The 25985-nt window shown below is 68.5% G+C and carries 12 protein-coding genes, 1 tRNA gene and 3 rRNA genes; 15 read left to right on the top strand and 1 reads right to left on the bottom strand.

From position 1 onward, the window contains the following. The first annotated feature begins 4 nt into the window (after window positions 1-4). The 6 genes from J7W19_RS24035 to J7W19_RS24060 all read left to right on the top strand — a co-directional run bounded on the left by J7W19_RS24035 (window position 5) and on the right by J7W19_RS24060 (window position 8337). The gene (locus J7W19_RS24035) at window positions 5-1690 is read left to right on the top strand and encodes a ribonuclease J (RefSeq protein ID WP_004947530.1); all 1686 of its coding nucleotides are present in this window, start codon (window positions 5-7) and stop codon (window positions 1688-1690) included. Between the two features lie 540 nt (window positions 1691-2230). Further along, window positions 2231-3756 (top strand): 16S ribosomal RNA (locus J7W19_RS24040). Window positions 3757-4032: 276 nt separating this feature from the next. Continuing rightward, a 23S ribosomal RNA gene (locus tag J7W19_RS24045) occupies window positions 4033-7156 on the top strand. 76 nt (window positions 7157-7232) lie between these two features. Next, a 5S ribosomal RNA gene (gene rrf, locus J7W19_RS24050) occupies window positions 7233-7349 on the top strand. Together the 16S, 23S and 5S rRNA genes form the textbook arrangement of a ribosomal RNA operon. Before the next feature lie 119 nt (window positions 7350-7468). Further along, window positions 7469-8194 (top strand): DegT/DnrJ/EryC1/StrS family aminotransferase, encoded by a 726-nt coding sequence (locus J7W19_RS24055; RefSeq protein WP_051072771.1) that lies wholly within the window; start codon window positions 7469-7471, stop codon window positions 8192-8194. Window positions 8195-8261: 67 nt separating this feature from the next. Continuing rightward, a tRNA-Thr gene (locus J7W19_RS24060) sits at window positions 8262-8337 on the top strand. 52 nt (window positions 8338-8389) lie between these two features. On the opposite strand, the gene J7W19_RS24065 is transcribed toward J7W19_RS24060, so the two are convergent. Next, window positions 8390-11008 (bottom strand): SpoIIE family protein phosphatase, encoded by a 2619-nt coding sequence (locus J7W19_RS24065; RefSeq protein WP_004954797.1) that lies wholly within the window; start codon window positions 11006-11008, stop codon window positions 8390-8392. 504 nt (window positions 11009-11512) lie between these two features. Here J7W19_RS24065 and J7W19_RS24070 point away from each other — a divergent pair. From J7W19_RS24070 to J7W19_RS24110, 9 genes are all read left to right on the top strand, one after another. After that, window positions 11513-16993: a HAMP domain-containing protein gene (locus J7W19_RS24070; RefSeq protein ID WP_078588271.1), complete on the top strand. Its 5481-nt coding sequence runs from the start codon at window positions 11513-11515 to the stop codon at window positions 16991-16993. A gap of 244 nt (window positions 16994-17237) precedes the next feature. Further along, window positions 17238-17927 carry a response regulator gene (locus tag J7W19_RS24075; RefSeq protein ID WP_004954792.1) on the top strand — a complete coding sequence of 230 codons (690 nt, stop codon included), beginning with the start codon at window positions 17238-17240 and terminating at the stop codon, window positions 17925-17927. Between the two features lie 132 nt (window positions 17928-18059). Then, complete coding sequence (locus tag J7W19_RS24080; RefSeq protein ID WP_210455370.1) at window positions 18060-20750, top strand: DNA translocase FtsK; 2691 nt, start codon at window positions 18060-18062, stop codon at window positions 20748-20750. A gap of 247 nt (window positions 20751-20997) precedes the next feature. Next, complete coding sequence (locus tag J7W19_RS24085) at window positions 20998-21810, top strand: helix-turn-helix domain-containing protein (RefSeq protein ID WP_004955580.1); 813 nt, start codon at window positions 20998-21000, stop codon at window positions 21808-21810. 118 nt (window positions 21811-21928) lie between these two features. Then, entirely contained in the window at window positions 21929-23440 is a 1512-nt protein-coding gene (rimO, locus tag J7W19_RS24090) for a 30S ribosomal protein S12 methylthiotransferase RimO (protein WP_040892751.1), read from the top strand. Further along, a complete protein-coding gene (gene pgsA, locus J7W19_RS24095) occupies window positions 23437-24063 on the top strand; it encodes a CDP-diacylglycerol--glycerol-3-phosphate 3-phosphatidyltransferase (RefSeq protein WP_004955583.1) in 627 nt (208 codons plus the stop codon). Before rimO ends, pgsA begins: the two co-directional genes overlap by 4 nt. Further along, entirely contained in the window at window positions 24060-24599 is a 540-nt protein-coding gene (locus J7W19_RS24100; RefSeq protein WP_004955587.1) for a CinA family protein, read from the top strand. Before pgsA ends, J7W19_RS24100 begins: the two co-directional genes overlap by 4 nt. 94 nt (window positions 24600-24693) lie before the next feature. Then, window positions 24694-25077, top strand: a complete 384-nt coding sequence (locus J7W19_RS24105) for a helix-turn-helix domain-containing protein (protein ID WP_004955592.1) — start codon at window positions 24694-24696, stop codon at window positions 25075-25077. A 305-nt stretch (window positions 25078-25382) separates the two neighbouring features. Next, the gene (locus J7W19_RS24110) at window positions 25383-25853 is read left to right on the top strand and encodes a Dps family protein (RefSeq protein WP_004955596.1); all 471 of its coding nucleotides are present in this window, start codon (window positions 25383-25385) and stop codon (window positions 25851-25853) included. Window positions 25854-25985: the final 132 nt, after the last annotated feature.

Raw genomic sequence — 25985 nt, forward strand, 5'->3', positions numbered from 1 at the left:
TCTTTTGAGTCACCCGCACCCTGAACTCGGTCCCCCGCCGAAGCTCCCCGAGGGCGGCCTGCGCGTCACACCGCTCGGCGGTCTCGGCGAGATCGGCCGCAACATGACGGTCTTCGAGTACGGCGGCCGTCTGCTGATCGTCGACTGCGGAGTGCTTTTCCCCGAGGAGGAGCAGCCCGGAGTCGATCTGATCCTGCCGGACTTCACGTCCATCCGGGACCGCCTGGACGACATCGAGGGCATCGTGCTCACGCACGGCCACGAGGACCACATCGGCGGCGTCCCCTACCTGCTCCGCGAGAAGCCGGACATCCCGCTGATCGGCTCGAAGCTGACCCTCGCGCTGATCGAGGCGAAGCTCCAGGAGCACCGGATCCGTCCGTACACCCTGGAGGTCGCCGAAGGCCACCGCGAGGCCATCGGCCCCTTCGACCTGGAGTTCGTGGCGGTCAACCACTCCATCCCGGACGCGCTGGCGGTCGCCATCCGCACGCCTGCCGGCATGGCGGTGCACACCGGCGACTTCAAGATGGACCAGCTCCCGCTGGACCGCCGCCTCACCGACCTGCCCGCCTTCGCGCGGCTCGGCGAGGAGGGCATCGACCTGCTGCTGGTGGACTCCACCAACGCCGAGGTCCCCGGCTTCGTCCCGCCGGAGCGCGACATCTCCAACGTGCTGCGGACGGTCTTCGCCGGCGCCCAGAAGCGCATCATCGTCGCCAGCTTCGCCAGCCACGTGCACCGCATCCAGCAGATCCTGGACGCCGCGCACGAGTACGGCCGCCGGGTGGCCTTCGTCGGTCGCTCGATGGTCCGCAACATGGGCATCGCCCGTGACCTGGGCTACCTGCGTGTCCCGGCGGGCCTGGTCGTCGACGTCAAGGCGCTGGACGACCTGCCGGACGAGCAGGTCGTGCTGGTCTGCACGGGCTCCCAGGGCGAGCCGATGGCCGCGCTGTCCCGGATGGCCAACCGCGACCACCAGATCCGGATCGTCCAGGGCGACACCGTGATCCTGGCGTCGTCCCTCATCCCGGGCAACGAGAACGCGGTCTACCGCGTGATCAACGGCCTGACCCGGTGGGGCGCCAACGTCGTCCACAAGGGCAACGCCAAGGTCCACGTCTCCGGTCACGCCTCCGCGGGCGAGCTGCTGTACTTCTACAACATCTGCAAGCCGCGGAACCTGATGCCGGTGCACGGCGAGTGGCGCCACCTGCGCGCCAACGCCGAGTTGGGCGCCCTCACCGGCGTGCCGAAGAACCACATCGTCATCGCCGAGGACGGCGTGGTCGTCGACCTGGTCGACGGCGCGGCGCGGATCGTCGGCAAGGTCCAGGCCGGCTACGTGTACGTGGACGGCCTCTCGGTCGGCGACGTCACGGAGTCCTCCCTGAAGGACCGCCGCATCCTGGGCGACGAGGGCATCATCTCGGTCTTCGTGGTCGTCGACTCCACGACCGGCAAGGTCGTCAGCGGCCCGCAGATCCAGGCCCGCGGCTCCGGTATCGACGACGCGTCGTTCAACGCCGTGGTGCCCAAGATCGAGGAGTCCATCGCCAAGGCGGCAGCGGACGGCATCGCCGAGCCGCACCAGCTCCAGCAGCTGATCCGCCGCGCGGTGGGCCGCTGGGTCTCCGACCAGTACCGCCGGCGCCCGATGATCCTGCCCGTGGTCGTCGAGGTCTGACGCACGCCCGGTTGACGCCCCGTCAGCCGCGTGGACGGCCGCACCCGCCTCGATTTGCATCCGGGCGCGGCCGTCCAGTACGTTTACGGCTCCACCGCGACGGGAACCCTGTAGCGCTTCGGCGTGAGGGGGCAACCGGAAGGCGGTCGGAGAATCCGACTGAATCGCATCTGATAAAGTCGGGCAAGCCGGAAAGCGAAAGCGAGAAGGCGAAACCCCGCTCCAACAGGGGGCCGGAAACGGAATCCGAACCGGAAACGGAACGGAATACGGATCTGGTAAGGTTGGAAACACCGAAGGGAAGCGCCCGGAGGAAAGCCTGAGAGAGTCTCTCGGGTGAGTACAAAGGAAGCGTCCGTTCCTTGAGAACTCAACAGCGTGCCAAAAGTCAACGCCAGACTATAAAACAACCCCGTCCACGGATCCTTGTGGTCCTGGATGAGGTTCCTTTGAAAAACACAGCGAGGACGCTGTGAACGACCGGGCCTATTCCGCCTGGTCGTTCCGCTCTCGTGGTGTCGCCCCGATTACGGGGAAACATTCACGGAGAGTTTGATCCTGGCTCAGGACGAACGCTGGCGGCGTGCTTAACACATGCAAGTCGAACGATGAACCTCCTTCGGGAGGGGATTAGTGGCGAACGGGTGAGTAACACGTGGGCAATCTGCCCTGCACTCTGGGACAAGCCCTGGAAACGGGGTCTAATACCGGATACGACTGCTGAGCGCATGCTCGGTGGTGGAAAGCTCCGGCGGTGCAGGATGAGCCCGCGGCCTATCAGCTTGTTGGTGGGGTGATGGCCTACCAAGGCGACGACGGGTAGCCGGCCTGAGAGGGCGACCGGCCACACTGGGACTGAGACACGGCCCAGACTCCTACGGGAGGCAGCAGTGGGGAATATTGCACAATGGGCGAAAGCCTGATGCAGCGACGCCGCGTGAGGGATGACGGCCTTCGGGTTGTAAACCTCTTTCAGCAGGGAAGAAGCGAAAGTGACGGTACCTGCAGAAGAAGCGCCGGCTAACTACGTGCCAGCAGCCGCGGTAATACGTAGGGCGCAAGCGTTGTCCGGAATTATTGGGCGTAAAGAGCTCGTAGGCGGCTTGTCGCGTCGGATGTGAAAGCCCGGGGCTTAACCCCGGGTCTGCATTCGATACGGGCAGGCTAGAGTTCGGTAGGGGAGATCGGAATTCCTGGTGTAGCGGTGAAATGCGCAGATATCAGGAGGAACACCGGTGGCGAAGGCGGATCTCTGGGCCGATACTGACGCTGAGGAGCGAAAGCGTGGGGAGCGAACAGGATTAGATACCCTGGTAGTCCACGCCGTAAACGTTGGGAACTAGGTGTGGGCGACATTCCACGTCGTCCGTGCCGCAGCTAACGCATTAAGTTCCCCGCCTGGGGAGTACGGCCGCAAGGCTAAAACTCAAAGGAATTGACGGGGGCCCGCACAAGCAGCGGAGCATGTGGCTTAATTCGACGCAACGCGAAGAACCTTACCAAGGCTTGACATACACCGGAAACATCCAGAGATGGGTGCCCCCTTGTGGTCGGTGTACAGGTGGTGCATGGCTGTCGTCAGCTCGTGTCGTGAGATGTTGGGTTAAGTCCCGCAACGAGCGCAACCCTTGTTCTGTGTTGCCAGCATGCCTTTCGGGGTGATGGGGACTCACAGGAGACTGCCGGGGTCAACTCGGAGGAAGGTGGGGACGACGTCAAGTCATCATGCCCCTTATGTCTTGGGCTGCACACGTGCTACAATGGCCGGTACAATGAGCTGCGATACCGCGAGGTGGAGCGAATCTCAAAAAGCCGGTCTCAGTTCGGATTGGGGTCTGCAACTCGACCCCATGAAGTTGGAGTTGCTAGTAATCGCAGATCAGCATTGCTGCGGTGAATACGTTCCCGGGCCTTGTACACACCGCCCGTCACGTCACGAAAGTCGGTAACACCCGAAGCCGGTGGCCCAACCCTTGTGGAGGGAGCCGTCGAAGGTGGGACTGGCGATTGGGACGAAGTCGTAACAAGGTAGCCGTACCGGAAGGTGCGGCTGGATCACCTCCTTTCTAAGGAGCACATAGCCGACTACGAGCGAATGTCTCGTACGGTTGCTCATGGGTGGAACGTTGACTATTCGGCACAGTTTCAAAGGACTTGTTAGTACTGCTTCGGCGTGGAACACAGGGTCTTGCGAGGCTGGGTCGGGCACGCTGTTGGGTGTCTGAGGGTGCGAGCGTGAGCTTGTTGCCTTCTGCCGGCCCCGGTAAAGGTCCGCCTGTTGGTGGGTTGTGACGGGTGGCTGGTCGTTGTTTGAGAACTGCACAGTGGACGCGAGCATCTGTGGCCAAGTTTTTAAGGGCGCACGGTGGATGCCTTGGCACCAGGAACCGATGAAGGACGTGGGAGGCCGCGATAGGCCCCGGGGAGCTGTCAACCGAGCTGTGATCCGGGGGTGTCCGAATGGGGAAACCCGGCAGTCGTCATGGGCTGTCACCCGCTGCTGAACACATAGGCAGTGTGGAGGGAACGCGGGGAAGTGAAACATCTCAGTACCCGCAGGAAGAGAAAACAACCGTGATTCCGGGAGTAGTGGCGAGCGAAACCGGATGAGGCCAAACCGTTTGCGTGTGATACCCGGCAGGGGTTGCGCATGCGGGGTTGTGGGATCTCTCTTCTGTCGTCTGCCGGCGACGGGACGAGTCAGAAACCGTAGTGATAGGCGAAGGACATGCGAAAGGTCCGGCGTAGAGGGTAAGACCCCCGTAGCTGAAATCATTGCGGCTCGTTTGAGAGACACCCAAGTAGCACGGGGCCCGAGAAATCCCGTGTGAATCTGGCGGGACCACCCGCTAAGCCTAAATATTCCCTGGTGACCGATAGCGGATAGTACCGTGAGGGAATGGTGAAAAGTACCGCGGGAGCGGAGTGAAATAGTACCTGAAACCGTGTGCCTACAAGCCGTGGGAGCGTCGCACAGGGAGCTTGCTTCTTGTGTCGTGACTGCGTGCCTTTTGAAGAATGAGCCTGCGAGTTTGCGGTGTGTTGCGAGGTTAACCCGTGTGGGGAAGCCGTAGCGAAAGCGAGTCCGAATAGGGCGATTGAGTAGCGCGCCCAAGACCCGAAGCGGAGTGATCTAGCCATGGGCAGGTTGAAGCGGAGGTAAGACTTCGTGGAGGACCGAACCCACCAGGGTTGAAAACCTGGGGGATGACCTGTGGTTAGGGGTGAAAGGCCAATCAAACTCCGTGATAGCTGGTTCTCCCCGAAATGCATTTAGGTGCAGCGTCGTGTGTTTCTTGCCGGAGGTAGAGCACTGGATAGGCGATGGGCCCTACCGGGTTACTGACCTTAGCCAAACTCCGAATGCCGGTAAGTGAGAGCGCGGCAGTGAGACTGTGGGGGATAAGCTCCATGGTCGAGAGGGAAACAGCCCAGAGCATCGACTAAGGCCCCTAAGCGTACGCTAAGTGGGAAAGGATGTGGAGTCGCAGAGACAACCAGGAGGTTGGCTTAGAAGCAGCCACCCTTGAAAGAGTGCGTAATAGCTCACTGGTCAAGTGATTCCGCGCCGACAATGTAGCGGGGCTCAAGCGTACCGCCGAAGTCGTGTCATTGCAGTACGTACCTCTAACGGGGACTGTGATGGGTAGGGGAGCGTCGTGTGCCGGGTGAAGCAGCCGCGGAAGCGAGTTGTGGACGGTTCACGAGTGAGAATGCAGGCATGAGTAGCGATACACACGTGGGAAACGTGTGCGCCGATTGACTAAGGGTTCCTGGGTCAAGCTGATCTGCCCAGGGTAAGTCGGGACCTAAGGCGAGGCCGACAGGCGTAGTCGATGGACAACCGGTTGATATTCCGGTACCCGCTTTGAAACGCCCAATATCGAATCAGGCGATGCTAAGTCCGTGAAGCCGTTCCGGACCCTTCGGGGAATGGAAAGTGGTGGAGCCGACGATCCAGACTTGTAGTAGGTAAGCGATGGGGTGACGCAGGAAGGTAGTCCAGCCCGGGCGGTGGTTGTCCCGGGGTAAGGGTGTAGGCCGTGTGGTAGGCAAATCCGTCACACGTTAAGGCTGAGACCTGATGCCGAGCCGATTGTGGTGAAGTGGATGATCCTATGCTGTCGAGAAAAGCCTCTAGCGAGTTTCACGGCGGCCCGTACCCTAAACCGACTCAGGTGGTCAGGTAGAGAATACCGAGGCGTTCGGGTGAACTATGGTTAAGGAACTCGGCAAAATGCCCCCGTAACTTCGGGAGAAGGGGGGCCATGTCCGGTGATGGGATTTACTCCTTGAGCTGGGTGTGGCCGCAGAGACCAGCGAGAAGCGACTGTTTACTAAAAACACAGGTCCGTGCGAAGCCGTAAGGCGATGTATACGGACTGACGCCTGCCCGGTGCTGGAACGTTAAGGGGACCGGTTAGCTCCATTTCGGTGGGGCGAAGCTGAGAACTTAAGCGCCAGTAAACGGCGGTGGTAACTATAACCATCCTAAGGTAGCGAAATTCCTTGTCGGGTAAGTTCCGACCTGCACGAATGGCGTAACGACTTCTCGACTGTCTCAACCATAGGCCCGGTGAAATTGCACTACGAGTAAAGATGCTCGTTTCGCGCAGCAGGACGGAAAGACCCCGGGACCTTTACTATAGCTTGATATTGGTGTTCGGTTCGGCTTGTGTAGGATAGGTGGGAGACTGTGAAGCATGCACGCCAGTGTGTGTGGAGTCGTCGTTGAAATACCACTCTGGTCGTGCTGGATGTCTAACCTGGGTCCGTGATCCGGATCAGGGACAGTGTCTGGTGGGTAGTTTAACTGGGGCGGTTGCCTCCTAAAGGGTAACGGAGGCGCCCAAAGGTTCCCTCAGCCTGGTTGGCAATCAGGTGTTGAGTGTAAGTGCACAAGGGAGCTTGACTGTGAGACCGACGGGTCGAGCAGGGACGAAAGTCGGGACTAGTGATCCGGCGGTGGCTTGTGGAAGCGCCGTCGCTCAACGGATAAAAGGTACCCCGGGGATAACAGGCTGATCTTCCCCAAGAGTCCATATCGACGGGATGGTTTGGCACCTCGATGTCGGCTCGTCGCATCCTGGGGCTGGAGTCGGTCCCAAGGGTTGGGCTGTTCGCCCATTAAAGCGGTACGCGAGCTGGGTTTAGAACGTCGTGAGACAGTTCGGTCCCTATCCGCTGTGCGCGTAGGAGTCTTGAGAAGGGCTGTCCCTAGTACGAGAGGACCGGGACGGACGAACCTCTGGTGTGCCAGTTGTTCTGCCAAGGGCATGGCTGGTTGGCTACGTTCGGGAGGGATAACCGCTGAAAGCATCTAAGCGGGAAGCCTGCTTCGAGATGAGGACTCCCACCCACTTGATGGGGTAAGGCTCCCAGTAGACGACTGGGTTGATAGGCCAGGTGTGGAAGACCGGTAACGGTTGGAGCTGACTGGTACTAATAGGCCGAGGGCTTGTCCTCAGTTGCTCGCGTCCACTGTGTTGGTTCTGAAACCACGAACAACCAATATGCCGGTTGTTGATATGTTTCATAGTGTTTCGGTGGTCATAGCGTTAGGGAAACGCCCGGTTACATTCCGAACCCGGAAGCTAAGCCTTTCAGCGCCGATGGTACTGCATGGGGGACCGTGTGGGAGAGTAGGACGCCGCCGAACTAAATTTCAGAAAAGCTCTGGTGTTTGAACCTCGGTTCAAGCGCCAGAGCTTTTTTGTTTTCCCAAAAAAGTACGGAGTGTCATGCGGGGTTAACGTCCTGCCGCCATCCTGTGGAGGCATGGGCACAGGCATCACAGGGACAAGGACAGCAGACCTCCTGGCGGCGGCCGGCGTGGGCTTCGGTGACGAGGTGATCGTGCCCTCGTACGGCACCACCGAGATCGCGGACACCGTACGGGCACTCGGGGCCATACCGGTGTTCGCGGACATCGACGCCGTCAGCTACTGCCTCGCACCGGCCTCCGTCACCGAGGCGATGACCGAGCGCACCGCCGCGATCGTCCCCACCGACCTCTTCGGGCACCCCGCCGACATCACGGCCCTTCAGGCCCTCGCCGGAGCCCGCCCGTTGCCCGTCATCCCGCACATTGAAGAGCGGCCCGCCGAGTCCGCGGAAGCGCTCCAGCGGCGCCGGTCCAACGCCGCCTACCTGGACGGCCGGCTGACCGGCGTCCTGACGCCCCGCACCGCACCCGGCGCCGAGCACCGCTACCACTCCTACGTCGTCCGCGTCCCTGGCAACGGGCGACCGGACCGTGACGCCTTCGCGCGGGCCCTGCGGGCGCGCGGCGTGCGGTGTTCCGTACCCGTCACCACGCCCCTGCACCGGACGCCGGCGTACGCGCGGGACCTGAGGGCCCTGAGCCTCCCCGAGACCGAGCGGGCCGCGGAGCAGTGCCTCGCCCTGCCCGTCGACGCCGGGATGACGCACCGCGAACTGCGTCATGTGGTGGCCGCCTGCAACGCGTTGGGCGGGCTCCTCCCGTACGACGTCGCCGCCTGACCGGCGGGCCGGCGGCCGGATGGTCAAAAGCACGTCCGGACATCCGGTATGCTTTATCTCGTTGCCGGCCCCAATAGCTCAGTCGGCAGAGCGTCTCCATGGTAAGGAGAAGGTCAACGGTTCGATTCCGTTTTGGGGCTCCAGAAGAAAAGGCCCCCGCCTCACGGCGGGGGCCTTTTCCGTACCCCTGAGGGCTCACTCCGTCGGCCGCTCCGGCATCCGCATGGCCAGGATCGCCATGTCGTCGGACGGCGGTTCGGCCGCGAAGCGCTCCACCGCGCGGAGGATGCGCGCCGAGACCGCGCCCGCGTTGAGACCCGTACAGGTCGCGAGGACGTCGGCGAGACCGTCGTCGCCCAGCATGCGGGAGCCCTCGCGGCGCTCGGTGACGCCGTCCGTGACGCACAGCAGGACGTCGCCCGGGTCCAGGGTGACCGGCTGCTCGTACAACTCCAGGTCCTCCATGACGCCCAGCAGCGGCTGCGGGTCGGCCGCCGGCTCCACCGTGCCGTCCGGGCGCAGGCGCAGGGGCAGCGGATGGCCGGCGCAGACGACCTTGAGGAGGGCGCTGCCGTCCTGCTGCGGCCACAGCTCGCCGTACAGCAGGGTGAGGAAGCGGCTGCGGGCGCCCTCGTCGAGGATGGCCGCGTTGAGGCGCTCCAGGACCGCGGGGCCGCCGAAGCCCTCCCGGGCCAGCAGGCGCAGGGCGTGCCGGGCGAGGCCGGTGACGGCCGCGGCCTCCGGGCCGGTGCCGCAGACGTCGCCGATGGCGAAGCCGTACGCGCCGTCCCGGATCGGGAAGATGTCGTAGAAGTCGCCGCCGACCTCGTTGCCCTCGCCCGCCGCGCGGTAGATGACGTCCACCTCGACGCCCGGCACGTCCGGCAGCCCCGGAGGGAGCAGGCTGCGCTGGAGGCTCTGGCTGATCGCCGTGCGCTCGCTGTAGAGGCGGGCGTTGTCCAGGGCCAGGGCGGCCCGGCGGGACAGGTCCTCGGCGAGCTCCACGATCTCCTGGCGGAAGTGGTCGTCGGCCGGCTTGCCGAGGGTGAGCATGCCGATCACGCGGTTGCGGGCCACCAGGGGCAGGACCACCGTCTCGCCGCCGACCGCCGCCGCCGTGGTGAGCGAGACGCCGGGGGCGGGTGAGGACTCCGGGACGTCGGCGAGGCCCACGCTCCGCAGGGAGCTGCGCAGCGCCTCGGAGTGCGCGGCCCGGGCGGGGGCCGTCCAGATGCGGGCGCCGGGGGTGGGGACCGGGTCCGGCGGGGCGACCTTGGCCAGCAGTGCCTTGAGGCCGTCGATGAGGTCCTCGTCCTCGTGCAGGACGTAGGAGAGCTCCGGCTCGGAGGACTGGTCGGCGATGGTGTAGACGGCGCACCAGGTGGCGAGGGTCGGGACGGTCATCTGGGCCATCAGGGCCAGCGTCTGGTCCCGGTCCAGGGTGCCGGCCAGCAGGTCGGACGCCTCGACGAGGAAGGACAGCGAGCCGCGGCGCAGCCGTTCCAGCTCGCCGAGGCGGGCGGACTCGACGGCGAGGGCGATCCGGTCGGCGGCGAACTGGAGCCGCAGCGCCTCCTCGTTGCCGTACCGGTGGGGGGCCTCGGCGGCGACGCCGAGCGAGCCGGTGAGGCGGCCCTCGACCTTGAGCGGGACGGTGACGACCGAGCGCAGGCCGGTGTCGGTGAGCAGGGGCACGGCCCCGGGGACCGCGTTGAGGTCGTCGTGGACCGAGGGCAGCCGGGCGGAGCCGTAGCGGCCGGTGCCGGCCTCGACCGGGACGCGGGCGAAGCGCTGCCGGGCGGAGGGCAGGCCGGTGGAGGCCCGGACCTCCAGTTCGGTCTCGTCGTCGGTGGCGAGGAGGAGGTAGGCGGCGTCGCCGTCGAGCATGTCGCGGGCGCGTTCGACGGTGCGCTGGAGCAGGCCGTCGAGGTCGTCGGGGGCGGGGGAGCCGATGAAGACCTCGAAGGGGTCGGCGGCGGTGCCGCGGTCCGTCGAGGCGTCGGCGCCGGAGGAGCGCGGCGGGCTCTGGAGGACGGCCCGCTCCTCGTCGCGGACCAGCAGGCAGACCGTCGAGGGCGCGCCCTCGTTGTCGCGGACGCGCAGGTGGGAGGCGTAGACGGGGATGACGCGGCCGTCGGCGCCCCTTATCCCGTACGAGCCCTCCCAGCGGGAGAGGCGGAGGGCCTCGGCGATGCCGGTGGAGGTGCCGGGGGTGTGCGGCCAGGCGGCGAGGTCGGCGAGGGGCTTTCCGGTCACCTGGTCGGCGGTGTAGCCGAAGAGGTGCTCGGCGTCGTCGTTCCACGCGCTGATGCCGCCGGTGCCGTCGATCTGGACGACCGCGACGCGGACCCGGGGGTCGGCGACCGGGAGCGCCTCGACGGGCAGGGCCGGACCGGCCGAGCGGGTGCCGGCGGGGCGGTCGTCGAGGTCGAGGCGGAACCAGACCTTCTTGTGGGTGGCGCCGTACTCGACGCCCCAGCAGGCGGCGAGGGCGGTGCAGAGCATCAGTCCGCGGCCGCCCTCGCGGTCCACGCCGCCGAACTGGCGGGTGGGCGTCTGGAGCGGAAGTTCACGTTCGGGGTAGCGGTCGCTGACCTCGATGCGGACGCCCTCGTCCGTCCTGACACAGAGGACGTCGGCGGAGGTGCCGGCGTGGACGACGGCGTTGGTGACCAGTTCGCTGGTCAGCACCACGGCGTCGTCGATGATGTCCGGGAAGCCCCATCCCTGGAGGGTGTCCCGGACGAAGGCCCGGGCAGCGGCGACCGAACGCCCGACCGGCTCGAAGGTGGCGGCTGCCCGCGCGGTGATCACAGCACTCCCCATTGGCCTCTCATCGCTCCCCCGAGTCCTGTGCCCGATTCCCATGACGACGATTCGTCCGCCAGGCTAAACCGTCGGCAGAGGGGATGGGGAACGATGGGGGAAGGACGGGGAACGGGAGCGGGGATTCCCGGGGGTAATGCGGGGCCGGGAAGGGGTGGTGAAGGGGGTGGGGATGGAGCGGGGAAGGGGGCCGAACCGTACGCGCTTTCCCCTTGGAATGGAGGGGGCGTGGAAGCGGTCGGGAGCGGTGTGGTCTGCGGGGACGGCTTCTGGGTAGGGGGTGTGCGGGGACGCGGAAAGTGCCGTCGGTATGTGCGGTTCCGCCGAAGCTCCGGCAAGCGTGGGTCAGGTTTTCCTGTTCATCTTTAACGAGCTGTCCCGTCACCTGGTTACGCTCTGACGGGCAGCCGCCCCGGTGCGCTTGAGTGAAACACTGGGAAAGCTGGAAGCGAAAACCCCTACGAGGATCAGCGACCCTGCGGGAGGGACACGGTGGAGTCTGGCGGAGCGACGCGAGGCACAAGCGCGCGCGCGAAGGGCGGACGGTCCCGGCCCCAGGGGACGACGGAGGTGGACAGCGCAGCGCTGTACCGCCTGCTGGGGGCGCTGGAGGCGATGCGGGACGGGAACTTCCGGCGCCGTCTGACGATCTCCGGGGACGGGGTGATGTCCGAGATCGCGGCCGTCTTCAACGAGGTCGCGGACCGGAACCTGCAGCTCACCGGCGAGCTGGCGCGGGTGCGGCGGGTCGTCGGGCGGGAGGGCAAGCTCACTGAGCGGCTGGAGGTCGGCTCCTGCGAGGGGGCCTGGGCCGCGGCGATCGACGCCTCGAACGCCCTGGTCGACGATCTGGTGCGGCCGGTGTCGGAGGTCGGCCGGGTGCTGTCGGCGGTGGCCGAGGGCGATCTGGACCAGCGGATGGACCTGCGGTCGCACGCCGCCGACGGTTCGGCGCACCCGCTGCGCGGCGAGTTCCTCAAGGTAGGGCGGACCGTCAACGGGCTGGTGGACCAGCTCTCCGCGTTCACCGACGAGGTGACACGGGTGGCGAGCGAGGTCGGCACCGAGGGCAAGCTCGGCGGGCAGGCGCGGGTGCGCGGGATGTCCGGCTCGTGGAAGGACCTCACGGACTCCGTCAACACCATGGCGTCGCGGCTGACCGCCCAGGTGCGTGACATCGCGCTGGTGACGACGGCGGTCGCCAAGGGCGATCTGTCCCGGAAGGTCACGGTCCACGTGGCCGGGGAGATGCTGGAGCTGAAGAACACCGTCAACACGATGGTGGACCAGCTGTCGTCCTTCGCCTCCGAGGTCACCCGGGTGGCCCGGGAGGTGGGCACCGAAGGCGAGCTCGGCGGCCAGGCCCAGGTGCCCGGCGTCGCGGGCGTCTGGAAGGACCTCACCGACTCGGTCAACCTGATGGCCGGGAACCTCACCGCCCAGGTGCGCGGGATCGCGCAGGTCACCACCGCGGTCGCCAACGGCGACCTGTCGCAGAAGGTGACGGTGAGCGCGCGCGGCGAGATCGCGCAGCTCGCCGAGACGATCAATCAGATGACGGAGACGCTGCGGACGTTCGCCGACGAGGTGACGCGCGTGGCCAGCGAGATCGGCGCCGAGGGGCTGCTGGGGGGCCAGGCGCAGGTGCCGGGCGCGGCGGGGACGTGGAAGGACCTCACGGACTCCGTCAACACGGCGTTCCGGAACCTCACCGGTCAGGTGCGGGACATCGCGCAGGTGACGACGGCGGTCGCCAACGGCGATCTGGGGCAGAAGGTGACGGTCGACGTCTCCGGCGAGATGCTGGAGCTCAAGAACACCGTCAACTCGATGGTCGACCAGCTGCAGTCCTTCAGCGCCGAAGTGACGCGCGTGGCGCGGGAGATCGGTGTGGAGGGCGAGCTGGGGGGCCAGGCGCAGGTGCCGGGGGCGGCCGGGACGTGGAAGGACCTCACGGACTCCGTCAACACGGCGTTCCGCAACCTGACCGGGCAGGTGCGCAACATCGCGCAGGTGACCACGGCCGTCGCCAACGGCGACCTCGGGCAGAAGGTCACCGTCGAAGTGTCCGGCGAGATGCTCCAGTTGAAGAACACCGTCAACACGATGGTGGACCAGCTGTCGTCGTTCGCGGACCAGGTGACCCGGATGGCGCGGGACGTGGGCACCGAGGGGCGGCTCGGCGGGCAGGCCCGGGTGGACGGGGTCAGCGGTACCTGGAAGGAGCTGACGGACTCCGTCAACTTCATGGCGGGCAACCTCACCTCCCAGGTGCGGCAGATCGCCCAGGTGACCACGGCCGTGGCGCGCGGTGACCTCTCCCAGAAGATCGACGTGGATGCCCGCGGCGAGATCCTGGAGCTCAAGAACACCATCAACACCATGGTCGACCAGCTCTCTGCCTTCGCCGACCAGGTCACGCGGGTGGCCCGGGAGGTCGGCACCGAGGGCAGGCTCGGGGGCCAGGCACAGGTGCCGGGCGTCGCGGGCGTCTGGCGGGACCTCACCGACTCCGTCAACGGCATGGCCGGCAATCTGACCGCCCAGGTGCGCAACATCGCCCAGGTCGCGACGGCGGTGGCGCGCGGCGACCTGTCGCAGAAGATCGACGTGGACGCGCGCGGCGAGATCCTGGAGCTGAAGAACACCCTCAACACGATGGTGGACCAGCTCTCCTCGTTCGCCGAGCAGGTGACCCGGGTGGCCCGGGAGGTCGGCACCGAGGGCATCCTGGGCGGTCAGGCCGAGGTGAAGGGCGTCTCGGGCACCTGGAAGGACCTCACCCAGTCCGTCAACTTCATGGCCAACAACCTGACGTCCCAGGTGCGGAACATCGCCGAGGTGACGACGGCGGTGGCCATGGGCGACCTCTCGAAGAAGATCACGGTCGACGCCAAGGGCGAGATCCTGGAGCTGGTCACCACCGTCAACACCATGGTCGACCAGCTGTCGGACTTCGCCGAGCAGGTGACCCGGGTGGCGCGCGAGGTCGGCACCGAGGGGCAGCTCGGCGGTCAGGCGCGAGTGCGGGACGTGACCGGCATCTGGAAGGACCTCACCGACAACGTCAACCTGATGGCCAACAACCTGACCAGCCAGGTGCGCAACATCTCCCAGGTGGCCGGCGCGGTCGCCAACGGCGACCTCACCAAGAAGATCACCGTGGAGGCGCGCGGCGAGGTGGCGCAGCTCGCCGACACCGTCAACACCATGGTGACCACGCTGTCGTCGTTCGCCGACGAGGTGACGCGGGTGGCGCGGGAGGTCGGCACGGAGGGCCGGCTGGGCGGCCAGGCGCGGGTGCCGGGCGTCAGCGGCACCTGGAAGGACCTCACCGAGTCGGTGAACTCGATGGCCTCCAACCTCACCGGCCAGGTCCGCAACATCGCGATGGTGACCACCGCCATCGCCCAGGGCGACCTCACCAAGAAGATCGACATCGACGCCCGGGGCGAGATCCTCCAGCTGAAGACGACCATCAACACGATGGTGGACCAGCTGTCGTCGTTCGCCGACCAGGTCACGCGGGTGGCCCGGGAAGTGGGCACGGAAGGGCAGCTCGGCGGTCAGGCGCGGGTCCGCGACGTGGACGGCACCTGGCGCGACCTCACGGAGTCCGTCAACGAGATGGCCGGGAACCTCACCCGGCAGGTCCGCGCGATCGCCAAGGTGGCGACGGCGGTGACCCGCGGTGACCTCGACATGCGGATCAACGTGGACGCGGCCGGCGAGATCCTGGAGCTCCAGGACAACATCAACACGATGATCGTCAACCTGCGTTCGACCACCCTGGCCAACAAGGAGCAGGACTGGCTCAAGGGCAACCTGGCCCGGATCTCCGGTCTGATGCAGGGCCGCCGGGACCTGGAGGACGTCGCGCAGCTCATCATGAGCGAGCTGACGCCCGTCGTGGACGCCCAGCACGGCGCCTTCTTCCTGGCGATGCCGGCCGCCGAGGGGGAGAGCGGCGAGGACGCGTACGAGCTGCGGATGCTCGGCTCGTACGGCTACTCGATGGGCTCGATGCCGACCTCCTTCCGGCCCGGTGAGTCGCTGATCGGTACGGCGGCCAAGGAGAAGCGCACCATCCTGGTGGAGAACGTGCCCTCCGGCTATCTGAAGATCGCCTCCGGACTGGGGGACGCGCCGCCCGCCCATGTGATCGTGCTGCCGGTGCTGTTCGAGGGGCAGGTGCTCGGTGTCATCGAGCTGGCCTCGTTCAAGCGGTTCACGCAGATCCAGCGGGACTTCCTCAGCCAGATCGCCGAGATGATCGGCACCAGCGTCAACACCATCAGCGTCAACACCAAGACGGAGATGCTGCTCAGGCAGTCGCAGGAGCTCACCGAGCAGCTGCGCGAGCGGTCGGCGGAGCTGGAGAACCGGCAGAAGGCGCTGGAGATCTCCAACGCCGAGCTGGAGGAGAAGTCCGACCGGCTGGCCCGGCAGAACCGGGACATCGAGGTCAAGAACACCGAGATCGAGGAGGCGCGGCAGGTGCTGGAGGAGCGGGCCGAGCAGCTCGCCGTCTCCATGCGCTACAAGTCCGAGTTCCTGGCCAACATGTCGCACGAGCTGCGGACCCCGCTCAACTCGCTGCTGATCCTGGCCAAGTTGCTGGCGGACAACGCGGACGGCAACCTCTCGCCGAAGCAGGTGGAGTTCGCCGAGACGATCCACGGGGCCGGGTCGGACCTGCTCCAGCTGATCAACGACATCCTCGACCTGTCGAAGGTCGAGGCGGGCAAGATGGACGTCAGCCCGACCCGGATCGCCCTGGTGCAGCTCGTCGACTACGTGGAGGCCACCTTCCGGCCGCTGACGGCGGAGAAGGGGCTGGACTTCTCGGTCCGGGTGTCGCCGGAGCTGCCGGCCACCCTGCACACCGACGAGCAGCGCCTCCTCCAGGTGCTGCGCAACCTGCTGTCGAACGCGGTCAAGTTCACCGACACCGGGGCCGTCGAACTGGTCATCAGGCCGGCCGGGGGGGACGTCCCGGACTCGATCCGCGAGCAGCTGCTGGAGGCGGGCGCGCTGCGCGACCCGGACGGCGAGCTGATCGCCTTCTCGGTGACGGACACCGGCATCGGCATCGCCGCCAGCAAGATGCGCGTCATCTTCGAGGCGTTCAAGCAGGCCGACGGCACGACCAGCCGCAAGTACGGCGGCACCGGTCTCGGCCTGTCGATCAGCCGGGAGATCGCCCGGCTGCTGGGCGGCGAGATCCACGCGGCGAGCGAGCCGGGCCGGGGGTCCACGTTCACCCTCTACCTCCCGCTCGACGCGGCCGAGCCGGCGGCCGAGGGCTTCCCGCAGCTGCCCGGCGGGGAGAGCGGTGAGCAGCGGGCCCTGCCGCCGGGCGGCGGGCCGGCCGCGGAGCGGCACGGTGGCGAGTCGCCGGCGCGCGGCGCGGCCGGGCTGTTCCTGCGCCGCCGGCGGGCCGCGCAGGCGGCGGCCGGCCGGGGCGCCGCGTCCGCCGGGGCGGCGGCTTCCGCGCCGGCGGACGGCGAGCAGCGGCAGCCGGCCCCGGCCGCGCCGCGGGAGGAGTGGGCCGAGGAGGGCCGGGAGGCGGAGACCCCCGGGTTCACCGGCTCGTTCCACGGTGAGAAGGTGCTGATCGTCGACGACGACATCCGCAACGTCTTCGCCCTCACCAGCGTGCTGGAGCAGCACGGGCTGACGGTGCTCTACGCGGAGAACGGGCGCGAGGGCATCGAGGTGCTGGAGCAGCACGACGACGTGGTGGTGGTCCTGATGGACATCATGATGCCGGAGATGGACGGTTACGCGACCACGGCGGCGATCCGCAAGATGCCGCAGTTCGCCGAGCTGCCGATCATCGCGCTCACCGCGAAGGCGATGAAGGGCGACCGGGAGAAGAGCATCGACGCCGGGGCTTCCGACTATGTCACCAAGCCGGTCGATACTGATCAACTGCTGACGGTGATGAAGCAGTGGATGAGCGCAGAGTGACGATCTCCGGATCGAAGGTTCCCGCTTTGCTGACCGGGAGTGGCCGACGAGGTGTGGGACCGCGGCATTCCGGGAACTTTCACGTCCCGTGCCGCGTTTCCGCTACGTGCGCAGTGACATCGCGGTGACAGGGTGTGGTGACAGGCGGGGTGCGGCTACCATGACCGGCACAAGGACGGGCGGCGCAAGGGAGTCGTCCCCTGGGGCGGCGCCCGGTGCACTTCCGGGGCGAGGAGGACGGGCCATGGTGCAGAAGGCCAAGATCCTCCTGGTCGATGACCGGCCGGAAAATCTGCTGGCGCTGGAGGCCATCCTCTCGGCGCTCGATCAGACACTGGTGCGGGCATCGTCAGGGGAGGAGGCGCTCAAGGCGCTGCTGACGGACGACTTCGCGGTGATCCTGCTGGACGTCCAGATGCCGGGCATGGACGGGTTCGAGACCGCGGCCCACATCAAGCGCCGGGAGCGGACGCGGGACATCCCGATCATCTTCCTCACGGCCATCAACCACGGCCCGCACCACACCTTCCGCGGCTACGCGGCCGGTGCGGTGGACTACATCTCCAAGCCGTTCGACCCCTGGGTGCTGCGCGCGAAGGTCTCCGTCTTCGTCGAGCTGTACATGAAGAACTGCCAGCTCCGGGAGCAGGCCGCCCTGCTGCGCCTCCAGATGGAGAACGGCCAGGGCACCGGCCGCCCCGCCGTCGGCGAACCCCCGGAGACCGCCGGGCTGCTCGCCGAGCTCTCCGCGCGGCTCGCCGCCGTCGAGGAGCAGGCGGAGGCGCTCTCCAAACAGCTGGACGAGTCGGCCGACGCCGCCGCGGTCGCCACCGCCGCCCACCTGGAGCGCAAACTCAACGGCCTGCGGCGCGCCCTGGACGCCCTGGAGCCCGGCACGGGCAGCAATGTGCCGCCGGTGGCCTCGCAGAGCTGACGGCCCGGCCGGAAGGCGTCTGACGGTGTGTCAGCCGTGTTCCCGTCCGGCCGTGGCACAACGGCCGTGACACGAACGGACGAACGCCCGGGCCCACGTGTCCCGCCCGCCCGGCGGCGGTAACCTCGCACCATGGCCTCACGTACGTCCGGCAAGGGTTCCCAGAGCACGGCGGGCACCAGGCAGCGCACCGGACGCGCCGGGGGAGCCGCCGCCAAGCCGTCCGCCAAGAAGAGCGCGGCGAAGCCCGTCCAGAAGCGGCCCGCTGCCCGGCCGGCGCGCAAGGCGCCCGCCAAGAAGGCGGCGCCGCCCCGCCCGTCCATGGCCGGCCGCGCCGGCCGCGGGCTGGCGCACGGCGTCGGCGCCCTCTTCCGGGGCGTCGGGCGCGGCGCCCGCAGCCTGGACCCCGCGCACCGCAAGGACGGCGTCGCGCTGCTCCTCCTCGGCCTGGCCCTGATCGTCGCCGCGGGCACCTGGTCGGGGCTGGAGGGGCCGGTGGGCGAGCTGGTACGGATGCTGGTCACCGGCGCGTTCGGGCGGCTGGACCTGGTCGTGCCGATACTCCTGGGCATCATCGCGATCCGGCTGTTCCGCCACCCCGAGCGGCCCGAGGCCAACGGACGGATCGTCATCGGCCTCTCGGCACTGGTCACCGGCGTCCTCGGCCAGGTCCACGTGGCCTGCGGGGCGCCCGGCCGCGGCGAGGGGTCGCAGGCCCTGCAGGACGCCGGCGGGCTCATCGGCTGGGCCGCCTCCAAGCCCCTGGTCTTCACCGTCGGCGACGTCCTCGCCGTACCGCTGCTGGTCCTGCTCACCGTCTTCGGCCTGCTGGTCGTCACCGCCACGCCCGTCAACGCCATCCCCCGGCGGCTGCGGCAGCTCGGCATACGGCTCGGCGTCATCGAGCCGCTGCCCGGCGAGTACGCGGCGCCCGCGGAGGACGGCTACGACGCCGAGTGGCGGGAGGCGCCGCCCAAGCGCCCCCGCCGCGCCGCCACGAGCCGGCCGGCCGCGGAGCCGGACGGCGTCGAGGCCGCCGAGGAGGCCGCGCTGGAGGGCCGCAAGCGCGCCCGGAAGACGCCCGCCAGGAAGTCCGGCCCGGACGCCGTGGACCTCGCGGCGGCCGCCGCCGTGGACCTGGACGGCGCGGTGCTGCACGGTGTCCAGCCCTCACCGCTCGTCGCCGGGCTCAGCAGCGGCATCCGGCAGGACACCGAGCGGACGCTCCCGGTGCCCTCCGGCCGGGACGACACCGCGCCCACCGTGGCCGTGCCCGACCTCACCAAGCCCGCCCCCGAGCCGCCCGCCGGCCTGCCCCCGCGCGCCGAGCAGCTCCAGCTCGCCGGGGACATCACCTATGCCCTGCCCTCCCTCGACCTGCTGGAGCGCGGCGGCCCCGGCAAGGCGCGCAGCGCCGCCAACGACGCCATAGTGGCCGCCCTGACCACCGTCTTCGCGGAGTTCAAGGTCGACGCCGCCGTCACCGGCTTCACCCGCGGCCCGACGGTCACCCGGTACGAGGTCGAGCTCGGCCCCGCGGTCAAGGTCGAGCGCATCACCGCCCTCACCAAGAACATCGCCTACGCCGTGGCCAGCCCGGACGTCCGGATCATCAGCCCCATCCCCGGCAAGTCCGCCGTCGGCATCGAGATCCCCAACACCGACCGCGAGATGGTCAACCTGGGCGACGTCCTGCGGCTCGCGGAGGCGGCCGGCGACGACCACCCGATGCTCGTGGCGCTCGGCAAGGACGTCGAGGGCGGCTATGTGACGGCCAATCTGACGAAGATGCCGCACGTCCTGGTCGCCGGCGCCACCGGCTCCGGAAAGTCGTCCTGCATCAACTGCCTCATCACCTCGCTGATGGTCCGGGCCACCCCGGAAGAGGTCCGGATGGTGCTGGTCGACCCCAAGCGCGTCGAACTGACCGCCTACGAGGGCATCCCGCACCTGATCACGCCGATCATCACCAACCCCAAGCGGGCGGCCGAGGCCCTCCAGTGGGTCGTCCGCGAGATGGATCTGCGCTACGACGACCTGGCCGCCTACGGCTTCCGGCACATCGACGACTTCAACGCCGCGGTGCGGGAGGGGAAGCTGACGCCGCCGGAGGGCAGCGGGCGCGAGCTGTCGCCGTACCCGTACCTGCTCGTCATCGTGGACGAGCTAGCCGACCTGATGATGGTGGCGCCGCGCGACGTCGAGGACTCCATCGTCCGGATCACCCAGCTCGCGCGGGCCGCCGGCATCCACCTGGTGCTGGCCACCCAGCGGCCGTCCGTGGACGTCGTCACCGGCCTCATCAAGGCCAACGTCCCCTCCCGCCTCGCCTTCGCCACCTCCTCGCTCGCCGACAGCCGCGTCATCCTGGACCAGCCCGGCGCCGAGAAGCTGATCGGCAAGGGCGACGGCCTCTTCCTGCCGATGGGCGCCAACAAGCCGGTCCGGCTCCAGGGCGCCTTCGTCAGCGAGGCCGAGGTCGCCGCCGTCGTCAAGCACTGCAAGGACCAGATGGCGCCGGTCTTCCGGGACGACGTCACGGTCGGCACCGGGCGGAAGAAGGAGATCGACGAGGACATCGGCGACGACCTCGACCTGCTGTGCCAGGCCGCCGAGCTGGTGGTCTCCACCCAGTTCGGCTCCACGTCGATGCTCCAGCGGAAACTGCGTGTGGGATTCGCCAAGGCGGGCAGGCTCATGGACCTGATGGAGTCGCGCAACATCGTGGGCCCGAGCGAGGGGTCGAAGGCCCGGGACGTGCTCGTCAAGCCGGACGAGCTGGACGGAGTCCTCGCACTGATCCGCGGGGAGACCGCCGGCTGACGGACGGCCGGGGCGGGCGCGACCGCTCCCGGCCGGCTCCCCTCCCCGGGAACGCTCCGGCGTTTCCCGGGGCCCGCGCGGCGCCCGCGGGAAGGAGGGACGACATGCCACCGCCGGTACGGCGGAGCCGCCTGAGGCCCGGGTCTTCTGATGGCCTACAAAGACCGGCTTCCCGCTTGCCGGACCCTTTTGCGTCCCCCCTAGACTGAACTTCCAGCAGGTGGCTGCACGCTCGAAAGGCGCCCACGTGTCCATCGGCAACTCACCCCCGGAAGACGACCGGCCGTCCGTCGGCCGCGCTCTCCAGCAGGCCCGGATCCAGGCCGGGCTGACCGTCGACCAGATCAGCACGACGACCCGCGTGCGCATCCCGATCGTGCACGCGATCGAACAGGACGACTTCTCCCGCTGCGGCGGGCACGTCTACGCCCGAGGACATATCCGCACGCTGGCGCGCGCCGCCGGCCTCGATCCCACGCCCCTCGTCGAGCAGTACGACGCCGAGCACGGCGGGCGCCCCCGGCCGAGCCGGGCGGCCCCGGTCTTCGAGGCGGAACGGATCCGGCCCGAGCCGCGGCGGCCCAACTGGACCGCCGCCATGGTCGCGGCGATCGTCGCCGTCGTCGGCTTCGTCGGGTTCACCCTCTTCAGCGGTGGCACCGGCGGCGGCCGGGGCGACGCGGTCGAGGCCGGGCAGGCGTCGGTCAAGCCGTCCAAGTCCCCCGCGAAGGCACCGCCCAACCGGCCCGCCGACGCCAAGCCCGAGCCGTCCGACAGCGCCATCGCCGGCGCCCCGGCGAACAAGGTCACCGTCAAGCTCACCGCCGAGCGCGACCAGACCTGGATGTCGGCGAAGGACCACAACGGCAAGCTGCTGGAGGAAGGCGTCCTCCAGCGCGGGGCCTCCAAGACCTTCACCGACAGCAACCGCATCGACCTGGTGCTCGGCAACGCCGGGGCGGTCCAGCTGTTCGTCAACGGCAAGGAGATCAAGAACGTCGGCGACGACGGGCAGGTGCAGCGGCTGAGCTACACCAAGGGCGACCCGGCCGCCGGCTGACCGGGCCGTACGGCGGTCGGGCCGCGTCCGGGCGGCGAGCCGGTGGGTGACCAGGCTCTCCGCACCGGGCGGCCACTCGGCAGCGGAAGCGGCGTCCGGACAAAGTAGGCTGAGCCCTATGCCCGAACGCCGTACCGTCGCTCTTGTCACACTTGGCTGCGCCCGTAACGAGGTGGACTCGGAGGAGCTGGCAGGCCGTCTGGCGGCGGACGGCTGGGACCTCGTCGAGGACGCCGCCGACGCCGACGTGGCCGTCGTCAACACCTGCGGCTTCGTCGAAGCCGCCAAGAAGGACTCCGTCGACGCCCTCCTGGAGGCGAACGACCTCAAGACCGCATCTTCCGAGGGGCGTGGCGGCCGCACCCAGGCCGTGGTGGCCGTCGGCTGCATGGCCGAGCGGTACGGCAAGGAGCTGGCCGAGGCCCTGCCCGAGGCCGACGGCGTGCTCGGCTTCGACGACTACGCGAACATCTCCGACCGGCTCCAGACCATCCTCTCGGGCGGCGTCCACGCCTCCCATACCCCCCGCGACCGCCGCAAGCTGCTGCCGATCAGCCCCGCCGCGCGGCAGGGCGCCACCGTGGCGCTCCCCGGCCACGCGCAGGAGGCGCCCGCGCCGGCCCCCGAGGACCTGCCCGAGGGCGTCGCCCCGGCCTCCGGCCCGCGCGCGCCGCTGCGCCGCAGACTGGGCGCCAGCCCGGTGGCCTCCGTCAAGCTGGCCTCCGGCTGCGACCGCCGCTGCTCCTTCTGCGCCATCCCGTCCTTCCGCGGCTCCTTCGTCTCCCGCCGCCCCTCGGACGTGCTGGGCGAGGCCCGCTGGCTCGCCGAGCAGGGCGTCAAGGAGATCATGCTGGTCTCCGAGAACAACACCTCGTACGGCAAGGACCTGGGCGACATCCGGCTGCTGGAGACGCTGCTGCCGGAGATCGCGGCGGTGGACGGCCTGGAGCGGGTCCGCGTCAGCTACCTGCAGCCCGCCGAGATGCGGCCCGGCCTGATCGACGTGCTGACCTCCACCGAGAAGGTCGCCCCCTACTTCGACCTGTCCTTCCAGCACTCGGCCCCCGGCGTGCTCCGCGCCATGCGGCGCTTCGGCGACACCGAGCGCTTCCTGGAGCTGCTGGACACCATCCGCTCCAAGGCGCCGCAGGCCGGCGCCCGGTCCAACTTCATCGTCGGCTTCCCCGGCGAGACCGAGGAGGACGTCGCCGAGCTGGAGCGCTTCCTCACCGCCGCCCGGCTGGACGCCATCGGCGTCTTCGGCTACTCCGACGAGGACGGCACCGAGGCCGCCGGGTACGAGGACAAGAACGACCCCGACGTCGTCGCCGAGCGGCTGGCGCGCGTCTCGCGGCTGGCCGAGGAGCTGACCGCCCAGCGCGCCGAGGAGCGGATCGGAGAGACAATCGAAGTACTGGTCGAGCAGGTGGACGACGAGGACGGCGTGACCGGCCGGGCCGCTCACCAGGCGCCCGAGACCGACGGCCAGGTCAGGCTGCTTACCCAGGGCCTGGACAGCCCGCCGGTGCCCGGACGTATGGTCGTGGCCACGGTCGTGGCCGGCGAGGGGGTCGACCTCGTCGCCGAGCCGGTCCGAGACGGCGGACGCACCGAGGAGGCGGGCAGATGAGCGGAGTCCCGGCATCGGCCGCGGGCCGTCCCGCCCCGGCGCCGGGCGTGCGGCGGGTCAGGCTGTGGAACATCGCCAACATCCTGACTATGGGGCGCCTGTTCCTGGTGCCCGGTTTCGTGCTGCTGATGCTCCACAACGGCGGGTACGACCCGGCGTGGCGCTCGTTCGCCTGGGCCGCGTTCGCCATCGCCATGATCACCGACCTGTTCGACGGGCACCTGGCCCGGACGTACAACCTGGTCACCGACTTCGGCAAGATCGCCGACCCGATCGCCGACAAGGCGATCATGGGCGCGGCGCTGCTCTGCCTCTCCGCCCTCGACGACCTGCCCTGGTGGGTCACCGGTGTGATCCTCGCCCGTGAGATCGGCATCACGCTGATGCGGTTCTGGGTGATCAAGCACGGCGTGATCCCGGCCAGCCGGGGCGGCAAGATGAAGACGCTCGCCCAGGGCGTCGCCGTCGGGATGTACATCCTGGCCCTGGAGGGGCCGCTGGCCACCGCCCGCTTCTGGGTGATGGCCGTGGCCGTCGTCTTGACGGTCCTCACCGGTCTCGACTACGTACGACAGGCGGTCGTGCTGCGCCGGAACGCCCGGGCCGCGGGGTCCGGGCGGTGAGCGCCGGGGTCCCGCGGGAAGCGGAGCGGGCGCTGGCCGCGCTGGTCTCCCGGGGCCGGACGGTGGCGGTGGCCGAGTCGCTCACCGGAGGGCTGGTGGCCGCGGCGCTGACCGCCGTCCCGGGCGCCTCCCGCGCGGTGCGCGGCGCGGTCACCGCGTACGCCACCGACGTCAAGCGCGAGGTGCTGGGCGTCGACGGCGGGCTGCTGGCCGCGCGCGGCGCGGTCGACGCCGACGTCGCTCGGGGGATGGCCCGGGGCGTCCGCGCGCTGCTGGCGGCGGACTGGGGACTCGCCACGACCGGCGTCGCCGGCCCCGACCCGCAGGACGGCAAGCCCGTGGGCACGGTCTTCGTCGCCGCGGCCGGCCCGGACGGGACGTGCGCGGTGCGCGAGCTCGCGCTGGACGGCGGCAGGGAAGCGATCCGGACAGAAAGCGTGCGCGCGGTTCTCGGCCTGCTGCTGGACGAATTGACGGGGAACGCGGGGGCAAAGGATACGGAACACAAGGGGGGGAATGGATGTTTGCAGCCCTGAGTGAACACGACATAGCTCCCCGCACGGCCGCACCCCGAGGCGGTACGGTGGGGCGTGAAGGATCCGGATTCGCGGTCCAAGGAGGGAGCCACCGATGATTCTGCTCCGTCGCCTGCTCGGTGACGTGCTGCGTCGGCAGCGCCAACGCCAGGGCCGCACTCTGCGCGAGGTCTCCTCTTCCGCCCGGGTCTCGCTCGGCTACCTCTCCGAGGTCGAGCGGGGGCAGAAGGAGGCGTCCTCCGAGCTTCTCTCCGCAATCTGCGACGCTCTGGACGTCAGGATGTCCGAGGTCATGCGCGAGGTGAGCGACGAGCTGTCGCTCGCCGAGCTGGCGCAGTCGGCGGCGGCGAGCGAGCCGGTACCCGCGCCGATGCGGCCGATGTTCAACCCGGTGTCCGTGACGTCCGTGACCGGCGTTCCCGGCGAGCGCGTGACCATCAAGGCGCCCGCCGAGGCCGTCGACGTGGTCGCGGCGTAGCGCGGGGCGGCGGGGCGGGCCTTCCGGCCGGCTGTCCCGTCCGTTTTCGACTCCCCGGTCCCCGCGGGCCCTCGTGGCCCGCGGGGACCGGTGCGTTTTCCGCTTCATTCGGGTTCTTCCGGGGTCTTCGAGTTCTTCGGGTGCTTCGGGGGCTTTCCGCCGCGTGTGTCTTCCGCTTCGCGGCCGATGGCGGGTATGTCCCGACCTGACGTATCACTCCGCATTTCCGGCCCGTTTCGAGTCGCTGTGGGATGGTAGGTGCAACGGAGGAAAGCGAAACGACGTCGACGGTGAAGGAGCAGCGCATGTCTGTCGTGAAGAGCCCTCTGTCCGAGCCGGACCGCAAGACCGTCGGTGACGCCCTCCAGGGAGCCCTGGTCGATCTGGTGGACCTCTCGCTCGTGGCCAAGCAGGTCCACTGGACGATCGTCGGCCCGCGCTTCCGCTCGGTGCACCTCCAGCTCGACGAGGTCGTGACCACCGCCCGGCAGCACGCCGACACCGTCGCCGAGCGCGCCTCCGCCCTCGGGATCGCTCCGGACGGCCGTGCCGAGACGGTGGCCAAGACCAGTGCCATCGACACCGTGGGCGGCGGCTGGAACAAGGACGTCGAGGCGGTGCGCATCATGGTCGAGGCGCTGGGCGCGGTGATCTCCCGGATGCGGGAGCGCATCCGTGACACCGACGAGCCGGACCCGGTGACGCAGGACATCCTCATCGGGCTCACGGCCGATCTCGAGAAGCACCACTGGATGTTCCAGGCGGAGAACGCCTGAGCGGGGGCCGGGTGTTGACCACCCGGGAAGTCGAGCGGTGCCAGTGAGGGCCTTCTGACCGGATGCCGGTCGGGGGCCCTCCGGGCTGTTCGGGGGGTTCGATGCCGAGCGCACGGGTTTCGTACGTAACGG

The organism is Streptomyces mobaraensis NBRC 13819 = DSM 40847 (genome assembly GCF_017916255.1).
Classification (GTDB): Bacteria; Actinomycetota; Actinomycetes; order Streptomycetales; family Streptomycetaceae; genus Streptomyces; species Streptomyces mobaraensis.